At 40.9% G+C, this 24,821-nt stretch carries 23 protein-coding genes and 2 tRNA genes; 7 read left to right on the top strand and 18 right to left on the bottom strand.

Annotation, left to right across the window (positions count from 1 at the left end; translation table 11 throughout):
* Positions 1-182: 182 nt before the first annotated feature.
* A complete protein-coding gene (gene argS, locus KTE19_RS07455; RefSeq protein WP_217341972.1) occupies positions 183-1,874 on the bottom strand; it encodes an arginine--tRNA ligase in 1,692 nt (563 codons plus the stop codon).
* Positions 1,875-2,189: 315 nt separating this feature from the next.
* Positions 2,190-2,260: transfer RNA gene (locus KTE19_RS07450), tRNA-Gly, on the bottom strand.
* A gap of 126 nt (positions 2,261-2,386) precedes the next feature.
* Between KTE19_RS07450 and KTE19_RS07445 the strand changes: the two genes are divergently transcribed.
* Positions 2,387-2,725 carry a YisL family protein gene (locus KTE19_RS07445; RefSeq protein WP_217341971.1) on the top strand — a complete coding sequence of 113 codons (339 nt, stop codon included), beginning with the start codon at positions 2,387-2,389 and terminating at the stop codon, positions 2,723-2,725.
* An 8-nt stretch (positions 2,726-2,733) separates the two neighbouring features.
* Here the strand turns inward: KTE19_RS07445 and KTE19_RS07440 are convergent, their stop codons facing one another.
* The 4 genes from KTE19_RS07440 to asnB are packed head-to-tail and all read right to left on the bottom strand — an operon-like array spanning position 2,734 to position 8,164.
* A complete protein-coding gene (locus tag KTE19_RS07440) occupies positions 2,734-3,450 on the bottom strand; it encodes an aspartate/glutamate racemase family protein (RefSeq protein WP_217341970.1) in 717 nt (238 codons plus the stop codon).
* A 13-nt stretch (positions 3,451-3,463) separates the two neighbouring features.
* Positions 3,464-4,714 (bottom strand): carboxylate--amine ligase, encoded by a 1,251-nt coding sequence (locus tag KTE19_RS07435; protein WP_217341969.1) that lies wholly within the window; start codon positions 4,712-4,714, stop codon positions 3,464-3,466.
* A 4-nt stretch (positions 4,715-4,718) separates the two neighbouring features.
* Positions 4,719-6,254: a UDP-N-acetylmuramoyl-L-alanyl-D-glutamate--2,6-diaminopimelate ligase gene (locus KTE19_RS07430; RefSeq protein WP_217165154.1), complete on the bottom strand. Its 1,536-nt coding sequence runs from the start codon at positions 6,252-6,254 to the stop codon at positions 4,719-4,721.
* Between the two features lie 29 nt (positions 6,255-6,283).
* A complete protein-coding gene (gene asnB / locus KTE19_RS07425; protein ID WP_217165152.1) occupies positions 6,284-8,164 on the bottom strand; it encodes an asparagine synthase (glutamine-hydrolyzing) in 1,881 nt (626 codons plus the stop codon).
* A 204-nt stretch (positions 8,165-8,368) separates the two neighbouring features.
* On the opposite strand from asnB, the gene KTE19_RS07420 reads away from it, so the two are divergent.
* Positions 8,369-8,605 carry a hypothetical protein gene (locus KTE19_RS07420; RefSeq protein WP_056982597.1) on the top strand — a complete coding sequence of 79 codons (237 nt, stop codon included), beginning with the start codon at positions 8,369-8,371 and terminating at the stop codon, positions 8,603-8,605.
* Between the two features lie 81 nt (positions 8,606-8,686).
* On the opposite strand, the gene KTE19_RS07415 is transcribed toward KTE19_RS07420, so the two are convergent.
* On the bottom strand, positions 8,687-9,130 hold the full coding sequence (locus KTE19_RS07415) for a universal stress protein (protein WP_217165151.1): 444 nt from the start codon (positions 9,128-9,130) through the stop codon (positions 8,687-8,689).
* 218 nt (positions 9,131-9,348) lie between these two features.
* On the opposite strand from KTE19_RS07415, the gene KTE19_RS07410 reads away from it, so the two are divergent.
* Positions 9,349-9,840 (top strand): cupin domain-containing protein, encoded by a 492-nt coding sequence (locus KTE19_RS07410; protein WP_217165150.1) that lies wholly within the window; start codon positions 9,349-9,351, stop codon positions 9,838-9,840.
* Positions 9,841-9,910: 70 nt separating this feature from the next.
* Here KTE19_RS07410 and KTE19_RS07405 read toward each other — a convergent pair.
* Positions 9,911-9,994, bottom strand: a tRNA-Leu gene (locus tag KTE19_RS07405).
* A gap of 21 nt (positions 9,995-10,015) precedes the next feature.
* Complete coding sequence (locus tag KTE19_RS13970) at positions 10,016-10,426, bottom strand: DUF2238 domain-containing protein (protein ID WP_488225851.1); 411 nt, start codon at positions 10,424-10,426, stop codon at positions 10,016-10,018.
* A 422-nt stretch (positions 10,427-10,848) separates the two neighbouring features.
* On the opposite strand from KTE19_RS13970, the gene KTE19_RS07395 reads away from it, so the two are divergent.
* Positions 10,849-11,301, top strand: a complete 453-nt coding sequence (locus tag KTE19_RS07395; protein WP_217164703.1) for a MarR family winged helix-turn-helix transcriptional regulator — start codon at positions 10,849-10,851, stop codon at positions 11,299-11,301.
* Between the two features lie 76 nt (positions 11,302-11,377).
* On the opposite strand, the gene KTE19_RS07390 is transcribed toward KTE19_RS07395, so the two are convergent.
* The 9 genes from KTE19_RS07390 to KTE19_RS07350 form a co-directional block, all read right to left on the bottom strand.
* The gene (locus KTE19_RS07390; protein WP_217164705.1) at positions 11,378-12,139 is read right to left on the bottom strand and encodes a serine hydrolase; all 762 of its coding nucleotides are present in this window, start codon (positions 12,137-12,139) and stop codon (positions 11,378-11,380) included.
* Complete coding sequence (locus KTE19_RS07385) at positions 12,136-13,026, bottom strand: C40 family peptidase (protein ID WP_217164707.1); 891 nt, start codon at positions 13,024-13,026, stop codon at positions 12,136-12,138. The genes KTE19_RS07390 and KTE19_RS07385 overlap by 4 nt, the downstream gene beginning before the upstream one ends.
* Positions 13,027-13,201: 175 nt before the next feature.
* The gene (locus KTE19_RS07380; RefSeq protein WP_217164709.1) at positions 13,202-14,278 is read right to left on the bottom strand and encodes a dipeptide epimerase; all 1,077 of its coding nucleotides are present in this window, start codon (positions 14,276-14,278) and stop codon (positions 13,202-13,204) included.
* Between the two features lie 12 nt (positions 14,279-14,290).
* Complete coding sequence (locus tag KTE19_RS07375) at positions 14,291-15,910, bottom strand: peptide ABC transporter substrate-binding protein (RefSeq protein ID WP_217341968.1); 1,620 nt, start codon at positions 15,908-15,910, stop codon at positions 14,291-14,293.
* 125 nt (positions 15,911-16,035) lie between these two features.
* Positions 16,036-16,587, bottom strand: coding sequence for a C39 family peptidase (locus KTE19_RS07370; RefSeq protein ID WP_217164714.1), 552 nt, complete (start codon positions 16,585-16,587; stop codon positions 16,036-16,038).
* On the bottom strand, positions 16,587-17,693 hold the full coding sequence (locus KTE19_RS07365; protein WP_217341967.1) for a P1 family peptidase: 1,107 nt from the start codon (positions 17,691-17,693) through the stop codon (positions 16,587-16,589). Before KTE19_RS07365 ends, KTE19_RS07370 begins: the two co-directional genes overlap by 1 nt.
* A 115-nt stretch (positions 17,694-17,808) precedes the next feature.
* Complete coding sequence (locus KTE19_RS07360; protein ID WP_217341966.1) at positions 17,809-18,519, bottom strand: CPBP family intramembrane glutamic endopeptidase; 711 nt, start codon at positions 18,517-18,519, stop codon at positions 17,809-17,811.
* Between the two features lie 18 nt (positions 18,520-18,537).
* Positions 18,538-20,391 carry a S53 family peptidase gene (locus KTE19_RS07355; RefSeq protein WP_217341965.1) on the bottom strand — a complete coding sequence of 618 codons (1,854 nt, stop codon included), beginning with the start codon at positions 20,389-20,391 and terminating at the stop codon, positions 18,538-18,540.
* Positions 20,392-20,401: 10 nt separating this feature from the next.
* Entirely contained in the window at positions 20,402-20,668 is a 267-nt protein-coding gene (locus KTE19_RS07350; RefSeq protein ID WP_218043502.1) for a hypothetical protein, read from the bottom strand.
* A gap of 156 nt (positions 20,669-20,824) precedes the next feature.
* On the opposite strand from KTE19_RS07350, the gene mscL reads away from it, so the two are divergent.
* The 3 genes from mscL (at position 20,825) to pgmB (ending at position 24,724) form a co-directional block, all read left to right on the top strand.
* Complete coding sequence (mscL, locus tag KTE19_RS07345) at positions 20,825-21,193, top strand: large-conductance mechanosensitive channel protein MscL (RefSeq protein ID WP_217164722.1); 369 nt, start codon at positions 20,825-20,827, stop codon at positions 21,191-21,193.
* 123 nt (positions 21,194-21,316) lie between these two features.
* Positions 21,317-24,034 (top strand): glycoside hydrolase family 65 protein, encoded by a 2,718-nt coding sequence (locus KTE19_RS07340; protein WP_217164724.1) that lies wholly within the window; start codon positions 21,317-21,319, stop codon positions 24,032-24,034.
* Between the two features lie 18 nt (positions 24,035-24,052).
* A complete protein-coding gene (gene pgmB, locus KTE19_RS07335; RefSeq protein ID WP_217164726.1) occupies positions 24,053-24,724 on the top strand; it encodes a beta-phosphoglucomutase in 672 nt (223 codons plus the stop codon).
* Positions 24,725-24,821: the final 97 nt, after the last annotated feature.

Raw genomic sequence — 24,821 nt, 5'->3', positions numbered from 1 at the left:
TCAAAACAAAAAGAGCCCTAATCACAAAGTGATTAGAACTCGAATTTAGTTTCACCAACAACAGTTGACGAAGAGCCAGAAGAACCAACCATTCCAACATCCGGAATAATTGGTCCTTCTTGTTAAATTTCCGGGATCAAAACGCGGACTCCCAGTCTTTCATTTAGTCATTTAGATTTAAATTACATTGCATCTGGGGCTTTAACTCCCAACAAGTTAAGTGATTCCTTCAACACAATCGATACAGCCTTAACCAGTGATAAACGAGCACCTAATTGGTCATCTTCAACCAGAATCTTTGAGTGAGCATAATATTTGTTAAATGCTTTAGCTAATCTCAATGAATACTTAGCGATCTCTGATGGTTCGAAGTCCTTGCAGGCACTCTTAACAATGTCAGGGAATTCCTTCAATGAAGTAACGGTTTCCCAAGCTGCAGGGTCATCAAGAGATTTATTCGCCCCATGGAAATCGATGTCGTTGGCCTTATGAAGAATACTTTCGGCTCTGGCATGTGAGTATTGAACATATGGACCGGTTTCCCCTTCGAACTTCAGTTGATCTTCAAGGACAAAGTCGATGTTATTGGTTCGTTCGTTCTTCAAATCACCGAAGATAATTGCGCCAACCCCAACTTCATTGGCAACTTCTTCTTTATTTGGCAAATCAGGATTTTTATCTTCAATTTGTTTTTTAGCCAAATCGATAGCGTCATCCAAAACTTTGTCCAACAAGATAATTCGACCAGAACGAGTTGATAATTTCTTTCCGTTAACGGTAATCAAGCCAAATGGAATATGATGAAGATTTTCAGCTGATGGCAAGCCCATTTCAAGCAGGACAGCTTTCAATTGTTGGAAGTAGTATGTTTGTTCTGAACCAACGACATAAAGGTTCATAGCTGGTTTGTAGGTTCTGTCACGGAAAATTGCGGTGGCAATATCACGGGTGATGTACAGAGTGGCGCCATCACTCTTCAAAATCAAAGCAGGATTTAGATTGTACTTGTCGAGGTTAACAACTTGCGCACCTCTGGATTCAACAAGTAAGCCCTTATCTTTAAGAATCTGAATTCCTTCATCCATCTTATCGTTATAAAATGCTTCACCATTATAAGTATCAAAAGTGACACCCAATTTTTCATAAATCTTATTGAATGATTCAAGGGAAACTTTTCGGAACCATTTCCACAAGAAGACCTCTTCTTCATTGCCCTCTTCAAGTTTCTTGAAGGTCTCACGGGCCTCATCATCCAACTCAGGATGTTCTTTGTCTTCTTGATGGAACTTAACATAATACTTAACTAAGTTATTAATTGGGTCTTTCTTAACGTCTTCCTCGTTACCCCATTTTTTGTAGGCAACAATCAATTTTCCAAATTGAGTTCCCCAGTCACCAAGATGATTATCCTTGATTGGATGATACCCATTTTTAACCAAAATTTTGGCGATTGAGTTACCGATAACAGTTGAGCGCAAGTGACCCATTGAAATGGGCTTGGCAATGTTAGGTGAGGACATATCAATTGGCACATTACCACCCTTACCATGATCGTTTTGACCATAGGCGGCGCCTTGCTCAATGACATCGGTCAGAACCTCATTGCTAAATTGACCTTTATCTAAGAAGAAGTTAATGTAAGCACCCTTAGCCTCAACCTTTTCGTACGATGATTGGTCAATTTTACCAACCAGATTCTCGGCTATCTGATTAGGGGCCTTATGCAAAACCTTTGCTAAAACGAATGCCGGAAATGCTAAGTCACCCATTGCTTGGGTCTTAGGTTGTTCCAACTTCTCATAAACTTCTGCTGATGATAATTCGTCATTCAAGACACTTAAAATTGAATTTGTCACTTGTGCTTTATAATCCATTACTATTTCCCTCCGTCTATAAATATACAAAAAGACTCTTACAAAAAATTGCAAGAGACGAGTAAACCCGCGGTACCACTCCATTTGATAAAAATATCCGCTCAACTTATTAAATTACTATTCTAAAAAGCGCGCTTCGTTGACTCAATACTTCGGCTCTCACCATCCCGAATTCGCTAGATATTCAGCAACCAACTACTACTCTTTTATCATTGAATAAATATAACATACCAGATGTATAATAACTGGTTAACAGTAGAAATGTCAACCTCATTCGATCATCAATCCGGTGATCCGTAGCTAGGAACACTACGAAGCGGGTAACGGGAATCGGACCCGCGACGCAAGCTTGGGAAGCTTGAATTTTACCACTAAACTATACCCGCATAGCAAAGATAATTATATCACGCAAAATTACCTTTGTCATAAAGTTTTGAAATTTGTAAAAGAACGGCAATAGATATTGCTTTTTCTGGTCGGATTATTGATACTTAAGTAAAGAGGTGTTCTGAATGTGGATTATACTGAACTATTTTTGTTGGGCAGTCTTTTTCGTTAACTTAATCTGGGGTCTCATCCGGCCGATCAAGAAACGAGTAATCGACTCAATGATGATCTCCAGGTTATTCTACTGGATGATCATTATTAGTCAAGTTGTGATTGCGCTTCGCTCTTTTCACCGGCATCCACTGATTGTTGCTATTGGTGCTGTCACGACGTTAGCGATCATCGCGCTCAGTGAAAATGCATACGGTCGCAAACAGGATACTCACTATACCCCAAAGCTCCTTTGGCTATTGGTAATTGCAACTCCTATTGCCATCGCAATTCAAACTTTCGTCAACTATTAATTAGTTGGCTATTTTTTTTGCTTCCTCAGCTGTTGAACCAGCTCAATTGAGCGTTTGGCCAGAACATCTTGAGAATCGATGACCGGATAACCATGATCGCCCGCCCGCTGTTGGGCAACTGATAGTTCTGTACAACCCAAAACGACGATATCGCAATGAAATTGATCAACCATTTTGGCTAAAATATCATGATAAAGTTTGGCATCAACATAATCCTTCTGCTTCACATCATCATAAATTAATTCCATTGTTTGATCGGCAACTTCCGCAGTGGGTTTGAACAATTCATAACCGGCATCGATTATTTCTTTATCATAAATACCGTCATGAAGTGTCCCATTTGTGGCAATTAAACCAACTTTGCGGGCATTAGGAACCATGGTCTTAATTTTCTTGATTGTTTCATGCGGCATATTCAGAATTGGAATCGTCGTCAATGCCTGAAGCTCATCATAGAAATAATGGGCAGTATTACATGGGATCGCAAAAAATGCTGGTTGAAGCTGACTTTGTTGCTTAATGTCAGCTGCTAACGGCAGAAAAGGATTGGGCTTCTTGTGATCCATAATATAATCGGTCCGATCAGGAATTGTGGCATGATTAACTAAGATGTAATTGAGATAATCTTGATCCTTGGTTGCCGGTGTCTGTTCATTTAAAAGATGAATAAACGTTTCGGTTGCTTCGGTCCCCATGCCACCAATAATTGTAAAAAAGTTATCCATAAATAATCAGTCCTTACTTGGCAACGAAATAGCGCTTAAAGTTCTTTGCGTAGTTATGGAACATCCATTTGTATAACACAAAACGTTTGATACTCTTATCCTTACCATACCAGAAAGTATCACCGTATCGGCCTTCATTGATCAATTGAAGCGCCTCTTTTTTGGCTTCGTTTTCTTTTGCATACTTTTTAAAGATCTGAGTTGAAACGCCCAGCCACAAGAAATATTTATTTCGATCTTGGTTAGCGTAAAGGGTCGGTTTGTCCTTAAGAGAGTCAAAAACATAATCTTGAACAACCCAATCAGCCAATTGGTAACCATTTAAAGTCACAAAGAAGCTACTCCGGCCAGTCCGCAAGTTGATTTCAAATAACTTATAGGAGTTGTCCCTGGTATCAAATTTGATATCAAAGTTTGCATAGCCGGTAAACTTAATTTCCTCCAAAAACTTTTGGACGCGGTCATAAATATCTTGATTGAATTCCGGAATGATCGCGACGTAATTACCGATTGCAGAAGGAGACGGGTCCTCAAGAAGTGGATGCCCCAAGCACATCAGCTTAACCTGGTGATTCTTATCAACATAGACGTTCAATGTCCGCATATTGCTGTCATCACCTGGAATGAAGTCTTGAAGGATAAAATCTGATGTGTAGCCGTTATCATAACTTTTAGCAACCACGTCTTTAAACTCAGATTCGCTTTGAATGATAAATGCCTTTTTGCGGCCTTCAAAATGAATATCCAGCCATTCAACACTATTCGCTGGCTTCAGCGCCACTGGATACCCAAATGGCTGGTTGATATCCTCACCAGATTCATACATTTGCTTTGAGATGATCTTGGTCTTTGGGTACGGCAAATCGTACTTGTCGCACATTTTGTAAAAATTCTCTTTGTCGTTCAACTTTTTGATCAAGTCGTAGTCAATGTACGGGCAGACAAAGACATCTTCCAATTCCGACTTATGTTTGGAAATCAGTTCAGCATAACCATCACCGCACCCAATTAGAATGACTGGTTCATTGTGATCAGCATATCGCTGTTTAATTCGTTTCATGGAATTGATCCAAGTTGGGTCCTCGCTAAAACCTGGAATTAGTTCGAGATCAACTACTTTGGTATAACGGGTTGGAGCAAGTTGAACCTCAGCAAATGCTTTGACCGGCTTCCCATAAATTTCATAAAGGCAGCGAGCCATTCCGTACACATTAAAATCACTCCCCAAAAGAACTGGGGTAAAATCCGCTTCTTGATTATCCATTTGATTAAAGTCCTTTCACGAGATTAGCAACAATTGCCGCATCCCCAGCATAAGGCACATTTTGACCATTGATTTTCTGAAAGGCATCATGTCCTTTGCCAGCAACCAACACAACGTCACCTGGTAAACTTTCAGTCACGGCTTTCGTGATTGCAGCTTTACGATCGGCAATGTAAGAAACTGCAACTTTATCATGATCAATATGTTGGGATATTGTTTCCGCAATTACTTTCGGATCCTCAGTTGCCGGATCATCAGTCGTTAAATAAGCCTTATTGGCAAACTCGCCAATTGCTTTTCCAAGTCCTTCCCGACGGTCAATTCCTTTATCGCCGGTGCTGCCAGTGATCACAACAATTTGCCCCTTGGATTGTTGTTCTTTGATGAAATTCAACACGGAATGCAAGCTACCATAATTGTGGGCATAATCCACATAAATGGTCCCATGCTCTTTAGTTGGATAAATTTCCATTCGGCCAGGGACTGTTGTGTGAGCTAAACCATATTCGATATCAGCAACGCTTGCCCCCATCAAGCCACTCGTAATTGCAGCGGTCACGGCATTACCCTCATTGTAGTCGCCGGGAATGCTAATTGTGTAATTGCCATCAATAGCCAGCTTCTTTGCATGATTGGTATTGGCAGTAATCGAAATTTTGTTACTGGTCAACGAATCCTCCAGTGATTGATACTGAAAATCAACTGGGATTCCAAGTTCGGTTACCTCAGCTTCCCGACCATAAATGTAGATGTTTTCTGGCTGGGTCGTCGTCTTGGCAGCATAATAAATGTCTCTGATGTGCGTTCCATCAGCATTCAAAATACAAATATTAGAGTTAACCAAAAGCTGTTCTTTGCAGTGTAAGTAATCCGCAAACGTTGGGTGTTCATTTCGGCCAATGTGATCTGGCGAAATGTTCAAAAACACCCCAACATCGTAATGAAGCCCATAAACGCGATTTTTCTTATAGGCCTGAGAAGAGACTTCCATTACCAAATGTGTCATCCCGTTTTGGACAGCAGCGTTCATATTTGTGAACAAGTCCAATGATTCTGGAGTCGTCAAACTGGACTTCACAACATCGTTGGCAGTATTCCCTACCACCGTGTTGATAGTGGAGAATAAAGCAACTTTTTGTTGATAGGTTCTATCTAAAATTGACTTTGCAAAATAGGCCGAAGTCGTTTTCCCTTTGGTTCCGGTAAACGCAATTGTCGGCAATTGATTCTGCGGGAACCCAAAAAATACCGCACTTAACAGCGACATTGATTTTTGGATATCATTCACGATAATACCGGGAATCGCAACATTGGTGAATTCTTGTTCAGAAACGTAAGCAATCGCACCTCGATTCTGAGCATCCAACAAATAGCTTGCTTTAAAATTACCCTTACAAAAGAACAGGCTTTTTCCTGAAACCAATTTAGAATTGTACGCAATTTGCTTAAAATTGAGACTTAAGTTGCTCAATTGACTTTTCACTAATAAATGATGTTCGTTTAAAATCACCAAAGCTTCGTCAAGAGTAATTTGTGCCAACTTATGCACCTTCCATTTCCTTACGAATTCTAAATTTGTGTTCTATGAACCAAACTAACGGTATTTTCAGTGGTATCTTCAGGGAAGTATACCTGGTACCAGAGAATGAAGGTATAGATTGTGAAGATTTTTTGCATGTTGGACTTACCTTCAGCATGTTCTTTTAATAAACGGTCAAGTTGTTCAGTGTTAAAGAACTTCTGACCCGTATCTGAATGGAACGCGTGCACGATGCGTTCATGATATTTTGGATCATTAATCCAGCTGGCAATCGGTGATGGGAAACCGAGCTTCTCTTTCAGGGCTGTCTTCTTAGGCATTTCCCGTTCAGCGGCTGTCCGCAAGGCAATCTTCGTTTCATCTGGGGTAATTCGGGTCTTAACCGGCATGGTTTCCGCAAACTTGGCAACCTCTTTGTCAACGAAAGGAACTCGAACTTCCAGTGAATTACACATACTCATTCGATCAGCTTTATGCAAAATATCATAAGGAAGCCAAGTGTTAATATCGAAATACTCCATTTGAGTCATTTCATCCTTGTCAGCAACATCGTCAAAAATGTGCTTCGTATATGCACCGGAATCGGTATTGATTGACGGATCTTTCAGTACCTTATTTCGATCTTCGTAGTTGAAAACATAATTAACTCGATAATATCGTTCACTTAACGGTTGGGCGCCCCGCATTAAGAAACGCTTACCATGAAACCTTGGCAGGCGTTTTGCAACTGCTGCTAAGCCTTTACGTACCGGCTTGGGAACGTATTTCTGATAGCGATCAAATGGAATTGCTTCCAAATACGTGTTATAACCACCGAAGAACTCGTCAGCTCCTTCACCGGATAAGGCAACCTTCACGTGCTTGGAAGTCTCTCGTGACAGATAATAGAGCTGAATTGCAGCGGGATTTGATAACGGCTCATCCATGTAGTACATCATGGTTGGTAGGAAGTTGAAGTAGTCATCGCCATCCATGTAAATTGGCGTGTTCTTCTGTTGAATTGTTTTGGCAAACTCTGTCGACCAAGCGAGTTCACTATATTTAGAATGGTGGAACCCAATTGAAAATGACTGAATTGGCTTAAGCTTAGCCGCTTCATTCAATACGTAACTGGAATCAATCCCACTTGACAAGAAGCTGCCGACTTCAACATCGGCGATCATATGTGCTTTCACAGAATCATCAACCAACTTACCAATTTTATCGGCATCACCTTCAATCGTCTGACTATTATCAATGTGATCATAGTTGAATTTAAAGTAACGGTGGGTTTCAGTCTTGCCGTTCTTGTGAAGGAAATATTGGCCAGGAAGTAATTTGTAAACATTCTTAAACATGGTTTCTCTAGACGGAATAAATTCAAAGCTCAAATGGATTGGCAGAAGTCTGAGGTTTAATTCCTTCTTGAAATTTGGATGCTCCAAAAATGCCTTGATTTCTGATCCCCAAAGGAAGGAATCCCCATCGTCATAATAGTATAATGGCTTGATACCAAAGTGATCTCGGGCGCCAAAAACCTCATTCTTCTTTTGATCATAGATCACAAATGCAAACATCCCGCGAAGTTTGTCAAGAAGTGCAGGTCCCCACTCCTCATAACCATAAATCAGGACTTCAGAATCAACATCTGTTCGGAACTTATAACCCAAGTCACGCAATTCTTCCCGGATTTCTTTATAATTGTAAATTTCGCCATTAAACGTTAACACTTTGGTCTTGTCAGCGTTATACATCGGCTGGCCACCATGGGCTAAGTCAATAATGGAAAGTCGGCGGAATCCCATGGACACGTCGTTATTAGCAAAATAAGCTTCGTCATCAGGTCCACGATGCTTAATTCTATCTGCCATATCATTAATTGTATTTTCAGGAACATCTTTTTGGTTAACGTAACCAACAAATCCGCACATAACTTATTCCCCTTTTACTAATTCAATCTTCATCAAAACATAACGCCTATTATTTTATCAGATAACGACCCAAGCTACCAGTAGTATAATGTTTTCTTAAAAAAGGTCCAAGAAAACAAATTAAAAATAGCTGAATTTTGTTTTAGCATTATTTTACGTTATAATTTAATTAAGAGTTAAAAAGCATTGAAGGGAGCGGTATTTATGGATGAAATCGTATTTTTCAACCCGGGCGATTCAATTGGCAACTTTCATGATCACAATGAAGCTGTCAAAACTGCTCAAATTTATAAAGAAAAACAAAATCAGAACAAACGAGTCCTCGTCGTTCACGGCGTTGATAACAAAGATTTTGATATTTTCTTGGCAGACGATGTTGTTTCCCACGATAATGAAAAAAACGCGATTCAAAAACCATACAAGGTTTCGGATCGTTTATAGTTAGACACAAAGTAAAAGAGCCGATAGTGATAAGCTATCCGCTCTTTATTTTTTTGGAAACAATTTGGTTCCTCTTTTAAATTATTCATCCTTAGCATTCACAACTAACACTTTGGTTGTGGCGTTACGAACGACATAAGCAGTTGTTGAACCAATCAATACCCGATTCAATGCATCAACACCGGATTTACCAATGACAATTAAATCAATGCCATGTTGATCCGGATAAATATGGGTAATAATGTTCTTGGGGTTACCAATGTCAACGGCTGTTTCATACTTAACGCCTTGTGAATCAACATACTTTTTAGCTTCATCAATAATGTTATTAGCAACATTTTTTTGATCGTCGTACATATTTGCAGGCAATCCTGTCCCACCAGCGCCGTAATAGAAATTGGTGTTGTTAATGACTGTGATCAAACTGAGTTTTGAATTAAACTGTTTGGCTAATTTGACTGCTTCTTCAAGAGCTTGCTGCGAATTCCTACTGCCATCAAGTGGTACTAAAATATTCTCATACATGCTGATCATCCTTTCTAAAATCCTGTAAGCGCAATCAACTTCACTACACCTACTATAATGCAACGTTTATAAATCAAATGCAATTAATAAGCTTTATGATATATACAAAATCACAAACTTACAGATTATAAAAAAGCTTAGTGACCAAAATGTGTGATTTGCTATAATTTAAATCAATTCATTTGTAACATCGCATTTTTCTTAGAAAGGAATCCCTAATGATAACGAAACAAGACTACATTAAACAGTTAAATTTAGAACCACACCCAGAAGGTGGTTCGTATAAACAACTTTACCATAGTGAAGATACGTTTTTTGCACCTGAAAGTCGTGGTGACCGCTATCGATACACGTCAATTCTATTCCTACTCGATTACGGAAGCCCTTCTCACTTTCATCGGCTCAATCATGATGAATTATGGTATTTCCATGCGGGTAAGCCAATTATAATCCATTGTATTGATGAAATTGGCAAGTATAGCAACTTTAAGCTTGGCAGTGACATTCTCCATGGGGAACAGCTGCAGTTTCGAGTGCCTAAGAATACGATCTTTGCGTCAGAAGTTGCCGACCCAAATTCTTTTGCTGTCGTAAGCTGCATGGTCTCGCCTGGATTTGACTTCCACGATTTTGAATTATTTCATAAAGCTGATTTGGCTGCTGACTATCCAATATATAAGGACTTAATTGACCGTTTAGGGGCAGAATGAATGATACAAATAAATCGCGTTAATCCACTCAATTAAAGTGAATTAACGCGATTTATTTAACCTGTATTAGTGCCCCGAGCAAGATTCGAACTTGTACTTGATTTCTCAAACAGCGACCTGAACGCTGCGCGTCTGCCAATTCCGCCATCGGGGCAACAACAAGTTTAATTTTACACTAAAAGTACGAACTTGAAAAGAAGTTTTGGTGTTTTGATTTAAAAATTAAGTAACGACTGGCACTCGGATCGCGTTTCATTAACAAATAACCGATTAATGCCATCAAGAAAGCCCCGATTAAATCAGCAATCAGATCAGTCATTGTATCCATTAAGGCTGCCCGACCGATGAGCATTCTTCCAGCTTCTTCGTACCGCTGCAAATTAAGACCGCCCAACCCGTCTGCGGTGAATTCGTACAGTTCCCAGAAGACCCCACAAGCCGTCCCAAACGAAAAGGCAAATAGACTCATCAAAAATGGTGCTCTTCGTGAATTATCCCTAGAGTCAAGTAATCCTTGGAAAATAGAAAAGCCCAACCCTGCCAACATCATGGCCGATAAAACATGTTCATATTTATCCCAGAACATCACACCATAAAATTGCAGTCCGGATCCCAGAAAAATCGACATATAGACATATAGAGGAACACGTAGAAAAAGATTAATTCAACTTGAGGAAAGTAAAAATACCCAAATTTTTCAATGATAAATGGTAAAATAGCAATTAAGATTCCAACAAAAACTTCAATTAACAATAATAATTGACCATGAAACTTAGGTTCACCCTTTAGGAACCAAAATCCGTAGTATCCTATGTATCCAATCATTGAAACAACGGTAATCATAAATAACCACGTGCTAAACCTCAATCGACCTATATTCATATTATTTTATTCCTCCCGTGACGGTAAAAAGATTGTTCAAAATTTAATAGTTAAAAATCTACTTCTTGCTTTTATTCTGAGATACCTTACAATAATATTATATATAAACTAATAGGAGCTAAACTTATGCCTAATATACAGCCTATTCAGTTGGATAGCCAACTGTGTTTCCAACTTTATACAGCAAACAAGAAATTCAATCATTTCTATCAGAACGTCTTAAAACCATTCAATTTAACTTACCCTCAGTATATTGCTATGCTCACTTTATGGCAATATGCACCGCTTTCGGTTAAAGAATTAGGTGGCCATCTTAATTTGGATAGCGGGACACTAACCCCACTGTTAAAGCGTCTAGAAAGCCACGGCTGGATAAAACGCAATCGGAGTGAAAAAGATGAACGAACGGTCATTATTCAGTTAACCAAGATGGCTGAAGATGAAAAAGAAGAAGTCTTCGGCCATGTTAAAAAGTGCTTCGAAATCTTGGACTTAGAGGAAACTGATAAAGAAAATTGTGCTGAATCCATTGCAATGATTGAAAAGAAACTCGATCAATATAATCGTAAAATTGACTAGTTGCTTATTACAAAAAGGCTGGTATCAAGACCTATTCACGTCCTGATACCAGCCTTTTACTATCCTAAAATACCATTCAAACGTCAATTTGTTCCAACTCTTCGGCTGCCAACTGGCCAATTTGATTAAAAATCGAAATCACATTCATCCGGTCAGATGTGCTCAAAGTGAGCATCGCGATTTCAAGCGAATGCTTGCCATATACAAACCGCGCCACATCATGATCAATTTGGTTACCTTCCCCGGTTTTATTGAATACTTGGATCGCGTCACCCGACTCATCAAAATTACCGGGAAGCTTATATCGAAACTGCTGATTTTTAAACCAATTCGTCACAATGTCACCGTGGCTTAAGGCCATTTCAAGCAGCCGCAAACTTTCCGCTGCATTGGTCTGATTGTCAACACCTTGCTCCAACGCGTGAGAGTCCATCAAATATCTATTAAGCCGAGTAGTCTGAAAATGATGATCTTCCAAATAATGGTTAATCGACCTCGTGCTGAAGTGGTGAATCAAAATATTACTGGCAAAATTATCAGAATCACTAATCATAAGGGCCAGCAAATCCCTTAAGTGCCAGTCAGCTTGGGAAAGTAGTTGTAAAACACCTGCCCCACCTACCGGCTTCTTGCCAGATACAACAATTGATTGATTGAGATCAACTTGACTATCCAAAATTTCATTTAGAATTGCTAATTTAATCAAAGAAGCGGATGGGAAAACGTCCTGAGCATTTTTCTCATAAACAATTTGACCATCCAATTTGATCATCGTGCCAACCGTTAACCAATCGACATCCAACAACTTAGACACCTGCTTGTGAAAAGCTGTTCTCATCGCCAATATCTCCGAAAGCCCGCAAACTCTGAAGCAAACTTTGGCTCGGTCAAGTCAGCGATATCAACTTTCGCACCTGGTGTTCGTGACTCAATCATCTGCCCGTTGCCAATGTACATGCCAACATGGTGGACGTAACCAGTACCATGATCATACGCAAAGAATACTAAGTCACCAGGTAAAATCTCTTCTGGTGATAATGGCAATCCTGATTCTTGCTGATCATCAGCATCCCGCGGAATATCAAAGCCTAAAACTCGATGAAGCGTATAAGCAAATCCCGAGCAATCAAATCCATAGGAACTGACACCACCCCAAAGATAGCGCATCCCTAAAAATTGACGTCCCATTTGAACCATTGTCTCACCGGCATTCTGGCCAACAAATGGGAAAACAGCCGCTTTTTTGTCAATGTAGCCCTTTCCAAGTGGGGAAACAACTTCAAAATAGTCGCCATCAGTCCCGGTTTGAAGAAGAACTGTCCCTAAACTCAATTCTAGAATTGGTTGCTTATTTTCGTTATACAAATTAGCGGTCCTGACGGCAATTCTCACCGTTGCAGTGACCGGTGGGTAAACGATTTGTTTAGCGCTCAATAGTTTTGTCGGAACCCATCCTGGATAACCTCGTGAATCAGAATCATCCGATTGACTGGCAACGTAAACCTTAGCCCAATCTCCATCAAAATGATCGATAATCACTTCATCGTTAAATAAAGCTTGAGTCTCCAATAAATCTTTCTCTGAAAGGTCAATCGATTCTTGATCGCTCATTTGATCGGCCCAAGTTTTGCCATCACCCTCTAAGGCAGGGCGATCCACTTTTCTTGGTGATTCTTTAGACTTCCAGATAGTTGCTACAGGAACTTTAACCCTTCTTGTTTCCATCTGGGCACCTCCATTCGTTTTTATTTATGATAACACTTATTAGCAGTTTCTTGAACGATAACCACTGACCCTAACAACAATCCAAATCCAATACAAAACGAGACTGGAGTCAAACTTGATGGTTTGTCTTCAGCCTCGTTTATAATCTATTTTTAACTTTGGGGAGCAGGACGGGTTATTTTGCAAACCCCAGTCCGGCAATCGTCGGTAATTTAATTTGATTATGTTCGTTGATAATCCCACCAGAAGTGGGATTACTAGAGAACATCATTGATGCATCCAAATCGACATACTTAATATTGCGCTTTGCAGCCGCTAAGTGAGCCGCAGCAGTGACTGAAACCGATGATTCAATCATGCTGCCCACCATACAGGGAATGCCAGCAGCCTCGGCTAGAGTATTAATCTTTAAGGCATTATCGAGCCCGCCAGCCTTCATCAGCTTTAAATTGATGATATCACAGCCGTTGAGCTGAATGATTCGATAAGCATCAGCTACTGAAAAAATACTCTCATCAGCCATGATCATAGTGGTTGTATTCGCCGTCACGTCTGCCATTCCTTCAAAATCAGATGCCGGAACCGGCTGCTCGACTAATTGAATATCAAGCCCCAAATCACGCATCTTATTGATGATATAAGTTGCTTGCTTTGGATGCCAGCCTTGGTTTGCATCTAACCTGAGCTTAACTTCAGGACCAACTGCCTTTCTAAGGGCAATCATCTTTGCCAAATCCTCTGCTTCAGAGTCGCTGCCAACCTTGATCTTCAAAGTTGTAAAACCGCCGGCAATCAGCGCTTTAGCTTGGGCAATCATGTCAGCCGTTGTGCCGACACTCACTGTGTAATCTGTGGTGATTGTATCCGAACGACCACCCAACAATTGATAGAGCGGCACACCATAATGCTGGGCAATCAAATCGTTCACGGCGATATTTAACGCGGCCTTGGGGCTGGAATTGTGAACCATTGCACCGTCAATTGTCGCTTTTAAATCCTCAGAATCAACTAAGGATTGACCAATTATCTTGGGACCAATCACAACGTCAATGGCTTCTTTAATGCTTGCCATTGTATCGCCAGTGATTACAGGGGTTGGTGCTGCCTCCCCATAACCGACTTTGCCTGTACTATCGGTCAACTTAACAATGATAGTTTGAGCAGTGGTCACCGTTCTCAACGCTGTTTTGAATGGGCGCTTGAGTGGAACGGCTGCACTTTGAATTTCAATTCCCTTAATAACTGGATCCAATCAATCTACCTCCTACTTGATGTAAGCATTCTTAAAGTTGTAATTGGCACCAGCTGTGTTATAAACAATTCCCTTAACTTTTGAATTAATCATCCATTTTTCCCCCGATTGATACAGTGGAATAATGGCTTGGTCCTTCAATGCAAGGTTTTGCGCCTTTACCATATCGTTCCAACGAGCTTGCGCGTTACTCCCATCATCGTTATTGCTTGCCTTGATCAAACGATCATACTCGGTGCTCTTCCACTGTGAAATGTTGCTTGGGTTATCCGAAGTTAAAATGTTCAAGAACGTAATTGGATCAGAAAAGTCGGCAAACCAGTTAGCAACCGTTGCAGTGAACTGATGATCAGCCTGTCTTGAGAGAATAACTCGTCCAGGAATATTATTCAAAGTTACTTTCAAACCCGGTAATTTCTGCAAGGCACTTTGGAGATATTCACTCAGTTGCTTTTGATCATAGGAATCTGAATTCATCAAAGTAAAATGCAATGAATTAAGGCCAACTTCCTGCATCCCTTCTTTGAAGAGCTGCTTTGCCTTGGTTGGATTGTAAGTCATTGATGCCGGAGCAGTCACGTATTTGGTGAAGTCAGTCCCGTTTTGAGGTGAAACGGCTAATCCTTTGGAAACGAAACTATCAGTATCCATGGCACCGCCACCAACCACTTTATTAGCTAATACTTTTCGATTGATAATCATCGACATTGCTTGGCGGATCTTCAAATTCTTGAAGGCCTTGTTCTTTTGATTCAGCGCAATGTAGTAACAGGATGACTGTTTTCGAGAAACCATATCCTTCTTGTTGCCCATTTGTTTAGCTTGAGTAGCTGACAATTGTGCCATATCAAGCTTCTTCTGGTTGAATAAGTTCAAACCGGTTGAAGGATCTTTGACAACGCTAAACTTAACGGCATCGAGTTTAACGGCCTTCTTATCCCAATAATTAGGGTTCTTCTTTAAGGTCCAATTCAAGTTTGTCCCGGTCCACTTGGTTAACGTAAATGGTCCGTTATAGACTTGGGTTTTAGACGATGTGCCGTAATCGTTACCATACTTGTTAACCGTCTTGGAGTCTTGAGGGAAGAAGACTGGGAATCCCATTAACAACTTGAAGTAAGGAATCCGTTGCTCCAAAGTAACGGTGAGCTTGTATTTGCCATCGGCTTTAATTCCGAGTGAGGAAACCGCAGCTTTTTTATTCTGAATCTTGTCGGCGTTCTTAATTCCTGAGAAAAGATAGCCATATTGAGAAGCGGTCTTTGGATTTAACGTCCGCCGCCATGAATAAACAAAATCTTTGGCGGTAACTGGATCACCATTGCTCCATTTAGCGTTCTTTCTCAAGTTAAACGTGTAGGTCTTACCATCTTTTGAAATAGTTGATGAAGTGGCAATTCCCGGTTCAACCTTACTGTCTTTGCCTAGTCGATATAAACCTTCATCGACGTTATTCAGGACATTAAAAGTACCAACCGCTGTCGTTTTTGACAAATCCACGGTTGTTAATTCTGAATCAGTCGATGTTGTAATTGTTTTCTTCTGCTGACTCGATTTGGACCCACAACCTGCGAGAATTAACGAAATGCTGGTAACCCCCGCTAACATAGCAACACTATGCGATAACTTCATAATAAAATCACTCCTCAATGATTTGTCCAATTCTTAACAAAGCTTAGTTCCTAATTTAGCATAAAAACCACAAAAAAACAGGTCTTTTCTAATACTATTTAGAAAGACCCGAATAATTCATACTTTTATTTCAAAATCGTTATTGCCATTCTACGAAGGTTGTAGATTCTTTCGAATTGATCTTTGGACAACCAGTATTTCCCATCGATCGGATCACTTACATGAACTTGGTCAGCTTTAAGGCCATCCAGTAACACTGCATGATTATTAACGGGAACCTTGCCAAATGGATACTGCTCCCATTCCGGATCGGCGAAGTGAACCGTGACAAATGTTAATACCGGATTGCCTGCTTTCACCGCTTCATACAACCATTCTGGATTAGCCCCACTTAAATCCTGAAGGTGATCGTACCGACTTGCCCACAAAATGAGTGGTCGGACAAAAATAGCTTCAAACTTCCCCTTTTGGTTCTTAAACGGCGACCCGCCAAAGCCCCGATACGGATTGGCATCGTTGCTAATCGGCATCTCCAAGAGAAATTGACCGTAATTGATATCAAAGGCGTGATGCTGGTAATGGAGCCCCGCCAGCATACTTGCGGCCTCACAGCCGTTAATTGCCCCCCATGCATTTTGATTGATATTTTCTGCATTTAATAAAATTTTTGAACTCATTAACTGACTCCTAATTGGCTAAAAATAGTTGCCACCATGTCCGCATATTCCGGTTGCTGCTTGGCAAGTTTGCGAGCTGCATCACAAAAGCTCAACCGCAGCCAATCCTTTCGATCCACAACCGAATCTGCGTGAACCAGCGAACTCAACACTGATTCGTCCACAACCGCTGCAGTTGCCCTAAAGAAGACGTCGATCGCATTGTCGTTAAACCGCGTCACAGTGTCAAAATTGCTGGCTGGAAAATGGCTCACTAAATTGGCTGTTGAAAAGGCAAAGACAATTTCACCACTACCATTCCCAATGAAGCCACCAGTCCGATTGATGCCAACAGTAGCCCGTTTAGCCAATCGCCGGAGTTGGCGGGCATTTAATGGAGCATCGGTGGCAAGCACGGTGATAATTGATCCCTTTTCTTCTCTATTCTTATCAGCTGCCAGCATTTTGGCCAAAGGTTGACCAATTGGTTGGCCAAAGATGTTCAAATCACTGAGAAACCCATAGTTGCTCATTACAAGAGCTCCGATTGTATACTCATGGTCATCATCAACTTTGACAACCCGGGATGCTGAACCAATTCCTCCTTTAAGGTCATAGCACATCATGCCACGGCCAGCGCCAACCGCGCCTTCAGTGAAGACATCGCTTGCGCCGTTAAGGGCTTCAGTCACATCTGATTCGGTGATTCGCATTTTGCGAATATTTGAGACATCCCCATCATTACATTCGGCTACGACGGGATTCACGGTACTGGTTGTGTCGCCAATTTCCGGGTTTTCGGTCAGCATCATTTTAGTAAGGGCGTTGACGGCGGTGCCAACTCCAAACGTATTGGTCAGCACAATTGGGGTTTCAATTGTCCCAAGCTCGTCAATTTGAACTAAGCCAACACTCTTGCCAAAGCCATTAATGACGTATGAAGCGGCTGGAACCTTATTCCGAAACAAATTATCAGGATGAGGAAAAATCACCGTCACTCCGGAATGGACATCCTGATCATCCACGGTCACTTGCCCCACTCTGACACCAGGGACATCTGTGATTAAGTTTTTCGCCCCTTTGAGACCATCTGATACATCGTTTAATAGTTTTACATTTAAGCCCATCTTATCCACCTCAAATTCATTTAAACTCAATTTAGCACGGTTAATGAAGGTCCGTCAATCAAACAAAATAGGCCAGAAACTGAAGTTACCAGTCCTGACCTAAACAGTTAGACAATCAATTCACCATGACGATTTGGGCAATCATCATGCCAACTGCAATTAAATTATTTAAAAAATGCAATCCAATTGACACTTTAATGTTTCGAGTTTTAACAAACAAATACCCAAGGATGCCACCAAGCAGCGCATAAGTCAGAAAACTAATCACGTTGATTGTCTCCATATGGGCCATAGAAAAGATCACCGCACTCACGATGATTGGAGCCCAAAAACTTTTAGCGTTAAAGAATGCGCCAATTAAGAATCCTCTAAAGACCAGCTCCTCTAAAATTGGCGAACAGAACACCGCTGTGATCCCCATTAGCACTAGGGTTAAGTGACTACTGGTCATCATCTTTTGAATGACCTCATTATTAGACGTTTGATTAACGTAGTAAACTGCTTGATTCAGCATCCCTAAGACAATTTCGATCACAAAGAACGCCAACCAGGAATAGACAATCCATTTAATATTGTTACCCGTTAATTGCAGCTTGGTAGCTGGCCGAGCATAGCGCTTGAAAATATAAAGCGCAATTCCAATCGCAACTGCGAAGCCAATCAAGTACAACGCTCCAATTAACAAATTGATCAAGTTTGAAAAATGACCGAGGATAATGAGCTGAAGTGGCAACTGGACGATGCCCACAATAATGAACAGGCCCACAAAAACCATCGTCCGTTCAAAATAGTCACCGAAGCTTAACTTTCGTGATTCATTGTTCATAGCGCATTCTCCTTCTTGTTAACCGTTAAAAGCCTGGTTAAGCTTTGTAAAGTCGATAGTACCGAGACCGGTAGCTTGATTATACAGCTTACCAGGTTGCCCCGTGTAATAAAGATTGGTGTTATTCGTTCGACTGTCTAACGGGGTAAATGGCGAACTGCTGGTTGCGGCAAATTTATAAATCTGTGGATTCCAAAAGCCAAGCCGCCCGACAGAATTATTGGACATCAAAGCACTTGCGGCCGCCATTTGAGGGGCAACGACACTTGTCCCACCAGAAACTTCCCATTCACCTTTGGCCCCAGAATTTTTCTTGGGAGTGACGAACATACTGTAACCCGTGAATGGGTCAGCGTTAGCCGAAATATCAGGCAAATTGCGCCCAGACTTTGTACCACTCACCTGTTTAGGATGCTTCAGTCGAACTGGCTGACCATTTTTAAATGTCCACAATTGAGTTGCTTTATAAGTCCCAACCCCGCTGAATCCAGATTGATATTTAGGAGTCGCGTTGTATTGGCTAAAACCACCGCCACCACCAGAAAAGTAGCTCTGAATCATGTCCATTTGGCTAAAGAACCGCTGATGGATATAGTTTGGATAAAGAAATTCCGATCCCCAAGCGCGCTCTGTTGGGATCGTCACTTTCTTTTTGTTAACCACATACGTCCGCGGTAAGGTCGTCCCCCCGACTGACGTCACATACGGCGAATTTGATGGCGTATCAACCGACAATCCTTTTGTCATGCCGGTCGTGATGCCGTCATAGGCGCCATTATCACCACTGGCAGTAAACACGCTGATGCCTTGGGCTGCGGCTTGTTCAAACAAGAGATTTAAAATTTGATTATATTTTCGTGGGGTAATTCCCTGCTTAATTTCATAAGCCACTTGTGCTTCGCTTTGACCCCAACTCAGTGAAAGCGAATCAACGACATTCTGACCAGCTGCTGCTGCAATCGAGTTGACCATCCCCGTGATATTCGATTGGGCTAGGTATGTCTTAATATTACTGTCTGGCGCAATGGCACCAGCCTGCTCGACATCCATGGTCGTTTCGTCATAACCGTCCCAAGTTCCCTTATAACCATTCGTCCGATAAACGCTCAAGCGATTACTTTTTACATTGATGCCCTCACCATCCCAGTACCGGTAAACATCATTCGGATGGAAATTGGCAAATGAAATGATGCCAATGGTTTTACTGCGACCGGTTGATCCACCAGCATACAAAGATGACAAGTTGTATCGGTGAACAAATTTTTTTGGAGAATACTTAGCGGGCTGATTATTGCTTGATTTAGCGGCCGTGTAAAAGGAAGAGGGCTTTATTCCAGATTGGGTTGATGAAAAAGGTGAATAAGTTGACAAACCAAAAACAGCATAAACCGACTTTGAGATTGATTTTGGCAGCTTTGGCGCCCCTTTAGATTTCTGGTAATGAACCCCGTCTTCTTTGACGTTCACCAAGTTGACCTTGAATGCCTTCTCAACATTTTTAGTTGTTCCCCTTACGACCATCACGAGGTTACCCCGATACACAGTGGCCCTCAAATGATGCTTTTTCAAATATTTTCGAATTTGAGTAATTTGCTTGGTACTTTGACCAAACCGGCTCGCAAATTGTCCTGAAGTCACGAATTTACGATAATGACGATTTGATGGATCCACTGAATCGTAAACAAAATTCAGCAACTTTGTCTGACTTTTTGGTTTCAATACAATATCAATCAGTTGTTGCTTAGAATCAGATACTTCAGAAGTTTGGGTTGTTGCGGCAAAAGCTGTTGGGGCAACATACAATGTCCCTCCACAGACAATTAATCCCAAAACCAATGATATTAATCGCTTTCTAAGCACATGTCGTTTCATAAAATTCTCCTTAGTCGTCAAAATTATTTTGGTGATCCTCGATGGACTTTTGGCCTGCACCCATTTTTGTTTTTTCAAGCTGCTCTTTTTTGGCATCTCGTGACCTGACAATCATCACAACCAGTGGGGTTAACAGTATTCTGATTAGAATGATTGCAACGATCCAAATACCGACAAATAACAGCATTGAGTGATCAACCTGCTGACTGATATAAAAAGCAATCGAAAGAATCAGGACGATTACAATTCCCGTGAAAATCGTACGCTTATTTTTCAAAATCTTACTCCTTTGAAATTACTTACATCATAATATCATACTTCAGTAGTCGAATTAAAAATTAAGTTGGCGTAGCTCTGGTTTGTATTTAAGAAGATCCAGTCGATATAATGATAGTCATACCATATCATAAAAATTGCGAGGAGATTAAGACTTATGTTAAAAGAATTCAAAGAATTTATCTCAAGAGGCAACGTTATTGATTTAGCTGTTGGGGTCATCATTGGTGGGGCATTCACCTCAATTGTGACATCCCTAACCACCAACATTATCAATCCATTCATCGGCATTTTCCTGGGTAAAATTGACCTCTCAAAATTAGCCCTTACAATTGGTCAGGCCACCTTTCGATACGGGGCATTTTTAAACGCGGTCATCAACTTTATCATCATCGCCTTCGTTGTCTTCATCCTGATCAAAATCATTAACCGGGTGGTCAAAAAGCAACCGACAGCCCCTAGTGTTGATCGCAAAGAAGTCCTGCTTTCAGAAATCAAAGATCTATTAGAAAATCAGCAAAAATGACAGCGTCGGGCGTTGCTCAGATAGCTTTCAAACCCCGAATTAATTGCGATTACCCGCTACATGAACTAGAATTGACTTATAGATGGATTTCACAAATGGAAATACTTGAGAAGAGGTTTTGTTATGAGAACGTTTGCGATAAGGGCTCGTGATGGGGTCATGGAAATCAATTATTCAGAGAATTCCAATAAGCCCCCTTTTAGGAAGTTTATGATCACCTACAACCCCAAATTTTCAATTGGCGATAATCTTGAGAACATTAAGGCTGCCCTCACTGGGTTGCCAATTGATGCAGCAATTATCGAGAATTCATTGAACTATGAATTCTCAGACACGATCATCGGTATTAATCACCAAAAGATCGATATTGGCTTGGCTATTGCCAACATGATGAATATTCCGGTCGTTAACCTGCATAAGGTTCAAGATATTGGTTTGGAAAAGGCCGTGGCAGAAAAGCAGGAATATTTGAAGTGGCACCTTGATTATTATGGTGAGTACAGCGGCAAGCGTAACTACGGGCAAGAGGCCATGCTGACAATCGGTAACGGCTACTTTGGCCTGCGGGGTGCGTATGTCGAAGCGAACGCCAACCAGGATAATTACCCTGGGATGTACGTTGCTGGTGTCTACAATCAACTCACAACCAAAATTAACGGTCGGGATGTTGTCAACGAAGATCTAGTAAACCTCCCCAATGCTCAATACATCAGTTTTGGGGTGGATCATCAACAACCGTTTGAAATTAAAAAAGAAGATATTCAAGATATTTATCGAAGCTTAAATTTGCGAACCGGTGTTTTAACAACCACCTTGCATATTCAATTATCAACTGGCCACATTTTGCAAGTTCGGGCTACCAAAGTTGCCAATATGACAAATTGGCACCGTTATTCCATCAAGTATGAATTAAAACCAATCAACTTTTCTGGGAGCATTCAACTTTATTCAAAAATTGACGGGACTGTTATTAATGGCAATGTTGAGCGCTATCAGGATTTCGATCAACACCATATCGACGTCATTGGCATGGCTGCCCACGATAACCAGATTTCGTTAACTGGTCAAACCAAGACGTCCCACGTTAACTTTGTGATTAATTCTAAGCTTTCTAGCAAAGATATCGATACCACCAAGTTAATTTCAGCTGAAACTGAAGATAAACAAATCCAGCAAAAATTGGATATCCAAGTAGAACCTGAGAAACCGTACGTATTTGAAAAATGTGTCACAGTATTTACCAGCCAAACTCAGGATGCCAACTTGGAACAACCTGCCCAAAAGGAACTGAACGCTTCTTCGTTCAATGACACCCTCGCCGACAGTCAAAAGTTCTGGAGCAACGTCTGGCAGAATTCAGATATCCAAATTGATAATGATATGACCAGCCAAAAACTGACCCGGGTTAACATCTACCATATGCTTGTGACAAGTGCCGCCTTGGCTTCTGGTCAATTAGATTCCTCAGTCGGCGCTCGTGGCTTGCACGGTGAAGCTTATCGAGGCCACATCTTCTGGGATGTCACCTTTGATCTACCGTTTTATGCTATTCATTACCCAGCAATTGCTAAACAGTGCTTGTTATATCGCTATAATCGAATCGGTGAAGCGCGCAAATACGCCGCCTCGGAAGACAAGCAAGGAGCAATGTATCCTTGGCAGTCAGGGATGTATGGGGATGAACAATCACAATTTGTTCACTTGAACCCGGTTAGTGGTGAATGGGATCCGGATAACAGTCGCTTGCAGCGTCACGTTTCACTGTCAGTTGCCTACGATGTCATTAATTATGTTCATCTAACTGGCGACACCGAATTCATGAAGAACTACGGATTAGAAATGTTATTGTCAATTTGCAAGTTCTGGGTCAGCATGGCGAGCTACGATAAAAAAGATGATCGTTACGATATTCATCACGTTATGGGACCAGATGAATTCCACGAAGAATATCCAAACTCTGATGATCACGGCCTCACTAATAATGCTTATACCAATATCATGGTTTCTTGGTTATTCGATAAAGTCGCAGAGCTGATGAGTTATGAAGATCCTAAGATAATCAAATCTGCCAATGAAAAAGCTCAAACAGACAATAGTTTACTTGATCAAATGAGTGATATTGCCCACAAACTTCGTCTCGATATCAACGAAGAAGGCATCATTGGTCAATTTTCCGGTTACTTCAATCTTTCCAAGCTCAACTTTGATTCTTACCAGAAGAAGTACGGTGATATATCGCGAATTGATCGATTGTTAAAGGGTGAAGGTAAGTCACCTGATTCCTATCAAGTTGCCAAACAAGCTGACACTTTGATGGCTTATTACGAATTACCATTTAATGAAGTTCAAAACGTCATTACCCGACTTGGATACAAGTTGCCTGCCAACTACTTCACCACCAACTTAAGATTTTACCTTGATCGAACGACTCACGGATCCACCCTTTCACGAATTGTTTATTCAGTTCTGGATGAAATGGATGGCAATATGGATCAATCCTGGCAATTGTTCTCAACCGCCCTGTTCTCCGATTACTATGATATTCAAGGTGGGACCACTGCTGAAGGTATTCACCTTGGCGTCATGGGTGCTACGCTTGAAATTGAAACCAAGTGTTACGGCGGGGTTCGGTTTGACACCGACGAGGTTTCCATCAACCCGCACCTTCCAACCACTTGGAGTAAGCTTTCATTTAAGCAAACGTATCAAGGCATCACGTACAATTTTGAAATCGGTCATCATAAAATCAATGTGACTGCCGATTCAAGCAGTCACATCAAGGTTGGTGACAAGGGTTATTCATTATCCAAGAACAAGCCAACTGTTATTACTTACAAATAAGATTAGGAGTGAACTACAATGGCAAAGTTTTCAGATATTAAAGGTTTTGTCTTCGATCTCGACGGTGTAATTACGGATACTTCGGTTTTCCACAGCCAAGCTTGGCATCAAGTTGCTGACAAGGTGGGTGCCCCATGGTCCAAAGAACTTGAAGATGGCTTAAAGGGAATCAGCCGGATGGATTCTCTTGAAATGATTTTAAAAGCAGGTAATCTACAAGACCACTATACTGACGATCAGAAGGTTGATCTTGCAACGGAAAAAAATACAAACTACTTGAAATTGGTTGACAAAATGACTCCAGCTAATATTCTTCCGGGGATTAAAGAATTCCTGGATGAAATTAAAGATGGTGGTTATCTGTTATCATTAGCTTCTGCATCAAAAAATGCTCCTACTGTTTTGAAGAAGCTACAATTGACTGATTATTTTCCAAAGATTGTGGATCCAAAAACTTTGAGCAAAGGCAAACCAGATCCAGAAATTTACCTCAAAGGTGCCGAACTGATCAATTTGAAACCAGAACAATGCATTGGAGTCGAAGATGCTGCCGCTGGAGTTGAATCAATTAACGCCGCTGGGGAAACTTCCATTGGAATTGGTGACAAGACAATTTTGAAGGATGCAGATGTTAACTTTATTGATACCAGTGAAATGACCTTGGTTAACATTAAAAAACAGATGGACTAATTCAATCCATTTGGAAGTAAGCACTAAATAATTGGACGTATTCAAAAGGGCATTCGAGCATGTTATTCTTCAGATAACACAATCGAATGCCTTTTTA

The sequence above is a fragment of the Lentilactobacillus dabitei genome, assembly GCF_019061365.1.
GTDB lineage: Bacteria > Bacillota > Bacilli > Lactobacillales > Lactobacillaceae > Lentilactobacillus > Lentilactobacillus dabitei.
Note: the sequence above shows the minus strand (reverse complement) of the source record. Positions and strands in the feature narration are given on the sequence as shown.

What these genes read in the sequence shown, in the direction of transcription:
- argS (WP_217341972.1), bottom strand. Translation starts at nt 1,874, where the DNA reads ATGGATTATAAAGCACAAGTGACAAATTCAATTTTAAGTGTCTTGAAT.
- KTE19_RS07445 (WP_217341971.1), top strand. Translation starts at nt 2,387, where the DNA reads ATGTGGATTATACTGAACTATTTTTGTTGGGCAGTCTTTTTCGTTAAC.
- KTE19_RS07440 (WP_217341970.1), bottom strand. Translation starts at nt 3,450, where the DNA reads ATGGATAACTTTTTTACAATTATTGGTGGCATGGGGACCGAAGCAACC.
- KTE19_RS07435 (WP_217341969.1), bottom strand. Translation starts at nt 4,714, where the DNA reads ATGGATAATCAAGAAGCGGATTTTACCCCAGTTCTTTTGGGGAGTGAT.
- asnB (WP_217165152.1), bottom strand. Translation starts at nt 8,164, where the DNA reads ATGTGCGGATTTGTTGGTTACGTTAACCAAAAAGATGTTCCTGAAAAT.
- KTE19_RS07420 (WP_056982597.1), top strand. Translation starts at nt 8,369, where the DNA reads ATGGATGAAATCGTATTTTTCAACCCGGGCGATTCAATTGGCAACTTT.
- KTE19_RS07415 (WP_217165151.1), bottom strand. Translation starts at nt 9,130, where the DNA reads ATGTATGAGAATATTTTAGTACCACTTGATGGCAGTAGGAATTCGCAG.
- KTE19_RS07410 (WP_217165150.1), top strand. Translation starts at nt 9,349, where the DNA reads ATGATAACGAAACAAGACTACATTAAACAGTTAAATTTAGAACCACAC.
- KTE19_RS13970 (WP_488225851.1), bottom strand. Translation starts at nt 10,426, where the DNA reads ATGTTCTGGGATAAATATGAACATGTTTTATCGGCCATGATGTTGGCA.
- KTE19_RS07395 (WP_217164703.1), top strand. Translation starts at nt 10,849, where the DNA reads ATGCCTAATATACAGCCTATTCAGTTGGATAGCCAACTGTGTTTCCAA.
- KTE19_RS07390 (WP_217164705.1), bottom strand. Translation starts at nt 12,139, where the DNA reads ATGAGAACAGCTTTTCACAAGCAGGTGTCTAAGTTGTTGGATGTCGAT.
- KTE19_RS07385 (WP_217164707.1), bottom strand. Translation starts at nt 13,026, where the DNA reads ATGGAAACAAGAAGGGTTAAAGTTCCTGTAGCAACTATCTGGAAGTCT.
- KTE19_RS07375 (WP_217341968.1), bottom strand. Translation starts at nt 15,910, where the DNA reads ATGAAGTTATCGCATAGTGTTGCTATGTTAGCGGGGGTTACCAGCATT.
- KTE19_RS07370 (WP_217164714.1), bottom strand. Translation starts at nt 16,587, where the DNA reads ATGAGTTCAAAAATTTTATTAAATGCAGAAAATATCAATCAAAATGCA.
- KTE19_RS07365 (WP_217341967.1), bottom strand. Translation starts at nt 17,693, where the DNA reads ATGGGCTTAAATGTAAAACTATTAAACGATGTATCAGATGGTCTCAAA.
- KTE19_RS07360 (WP_217341966.1), bottom strand. Translation starts at nt 18,519, where the DNA reads ATGAACAATGAATCACGAAAGTTAAGCTTCGGTGACTATTTTGAACGG.
- KTE19_RS07355 (WP_217341965.1), bottom strand. Translation starts at nt 20,391, where the DNA reads ATGAAACGACATGTGCTTAGAAAGCGATTAATATCATTGGTTTTGGGA.
- mscL (WP_217164722.1), top strand. Translation starts at nt 20,825, where the DNA reads ATGTTAAAAGAATTCAAAGAATTTATCTCAAGAGGCAACGTTATTGAT.
- KTE19_RS07340 (WP_217164724.1), top strand. Translation starts at nt 21,317, where the DNA reads ATGAGAACGTTTGCGATAAGGGCTCGTGATGGGGTCATGGAAATCAAT.
- pgmB (WP_217164726.1), top strand. Translation starts at nt 24,053, where the DNA reads ATGGCAAAGTTTTCAGATATTAAAGGTTTTGTCTTCGATCTCGACGGT.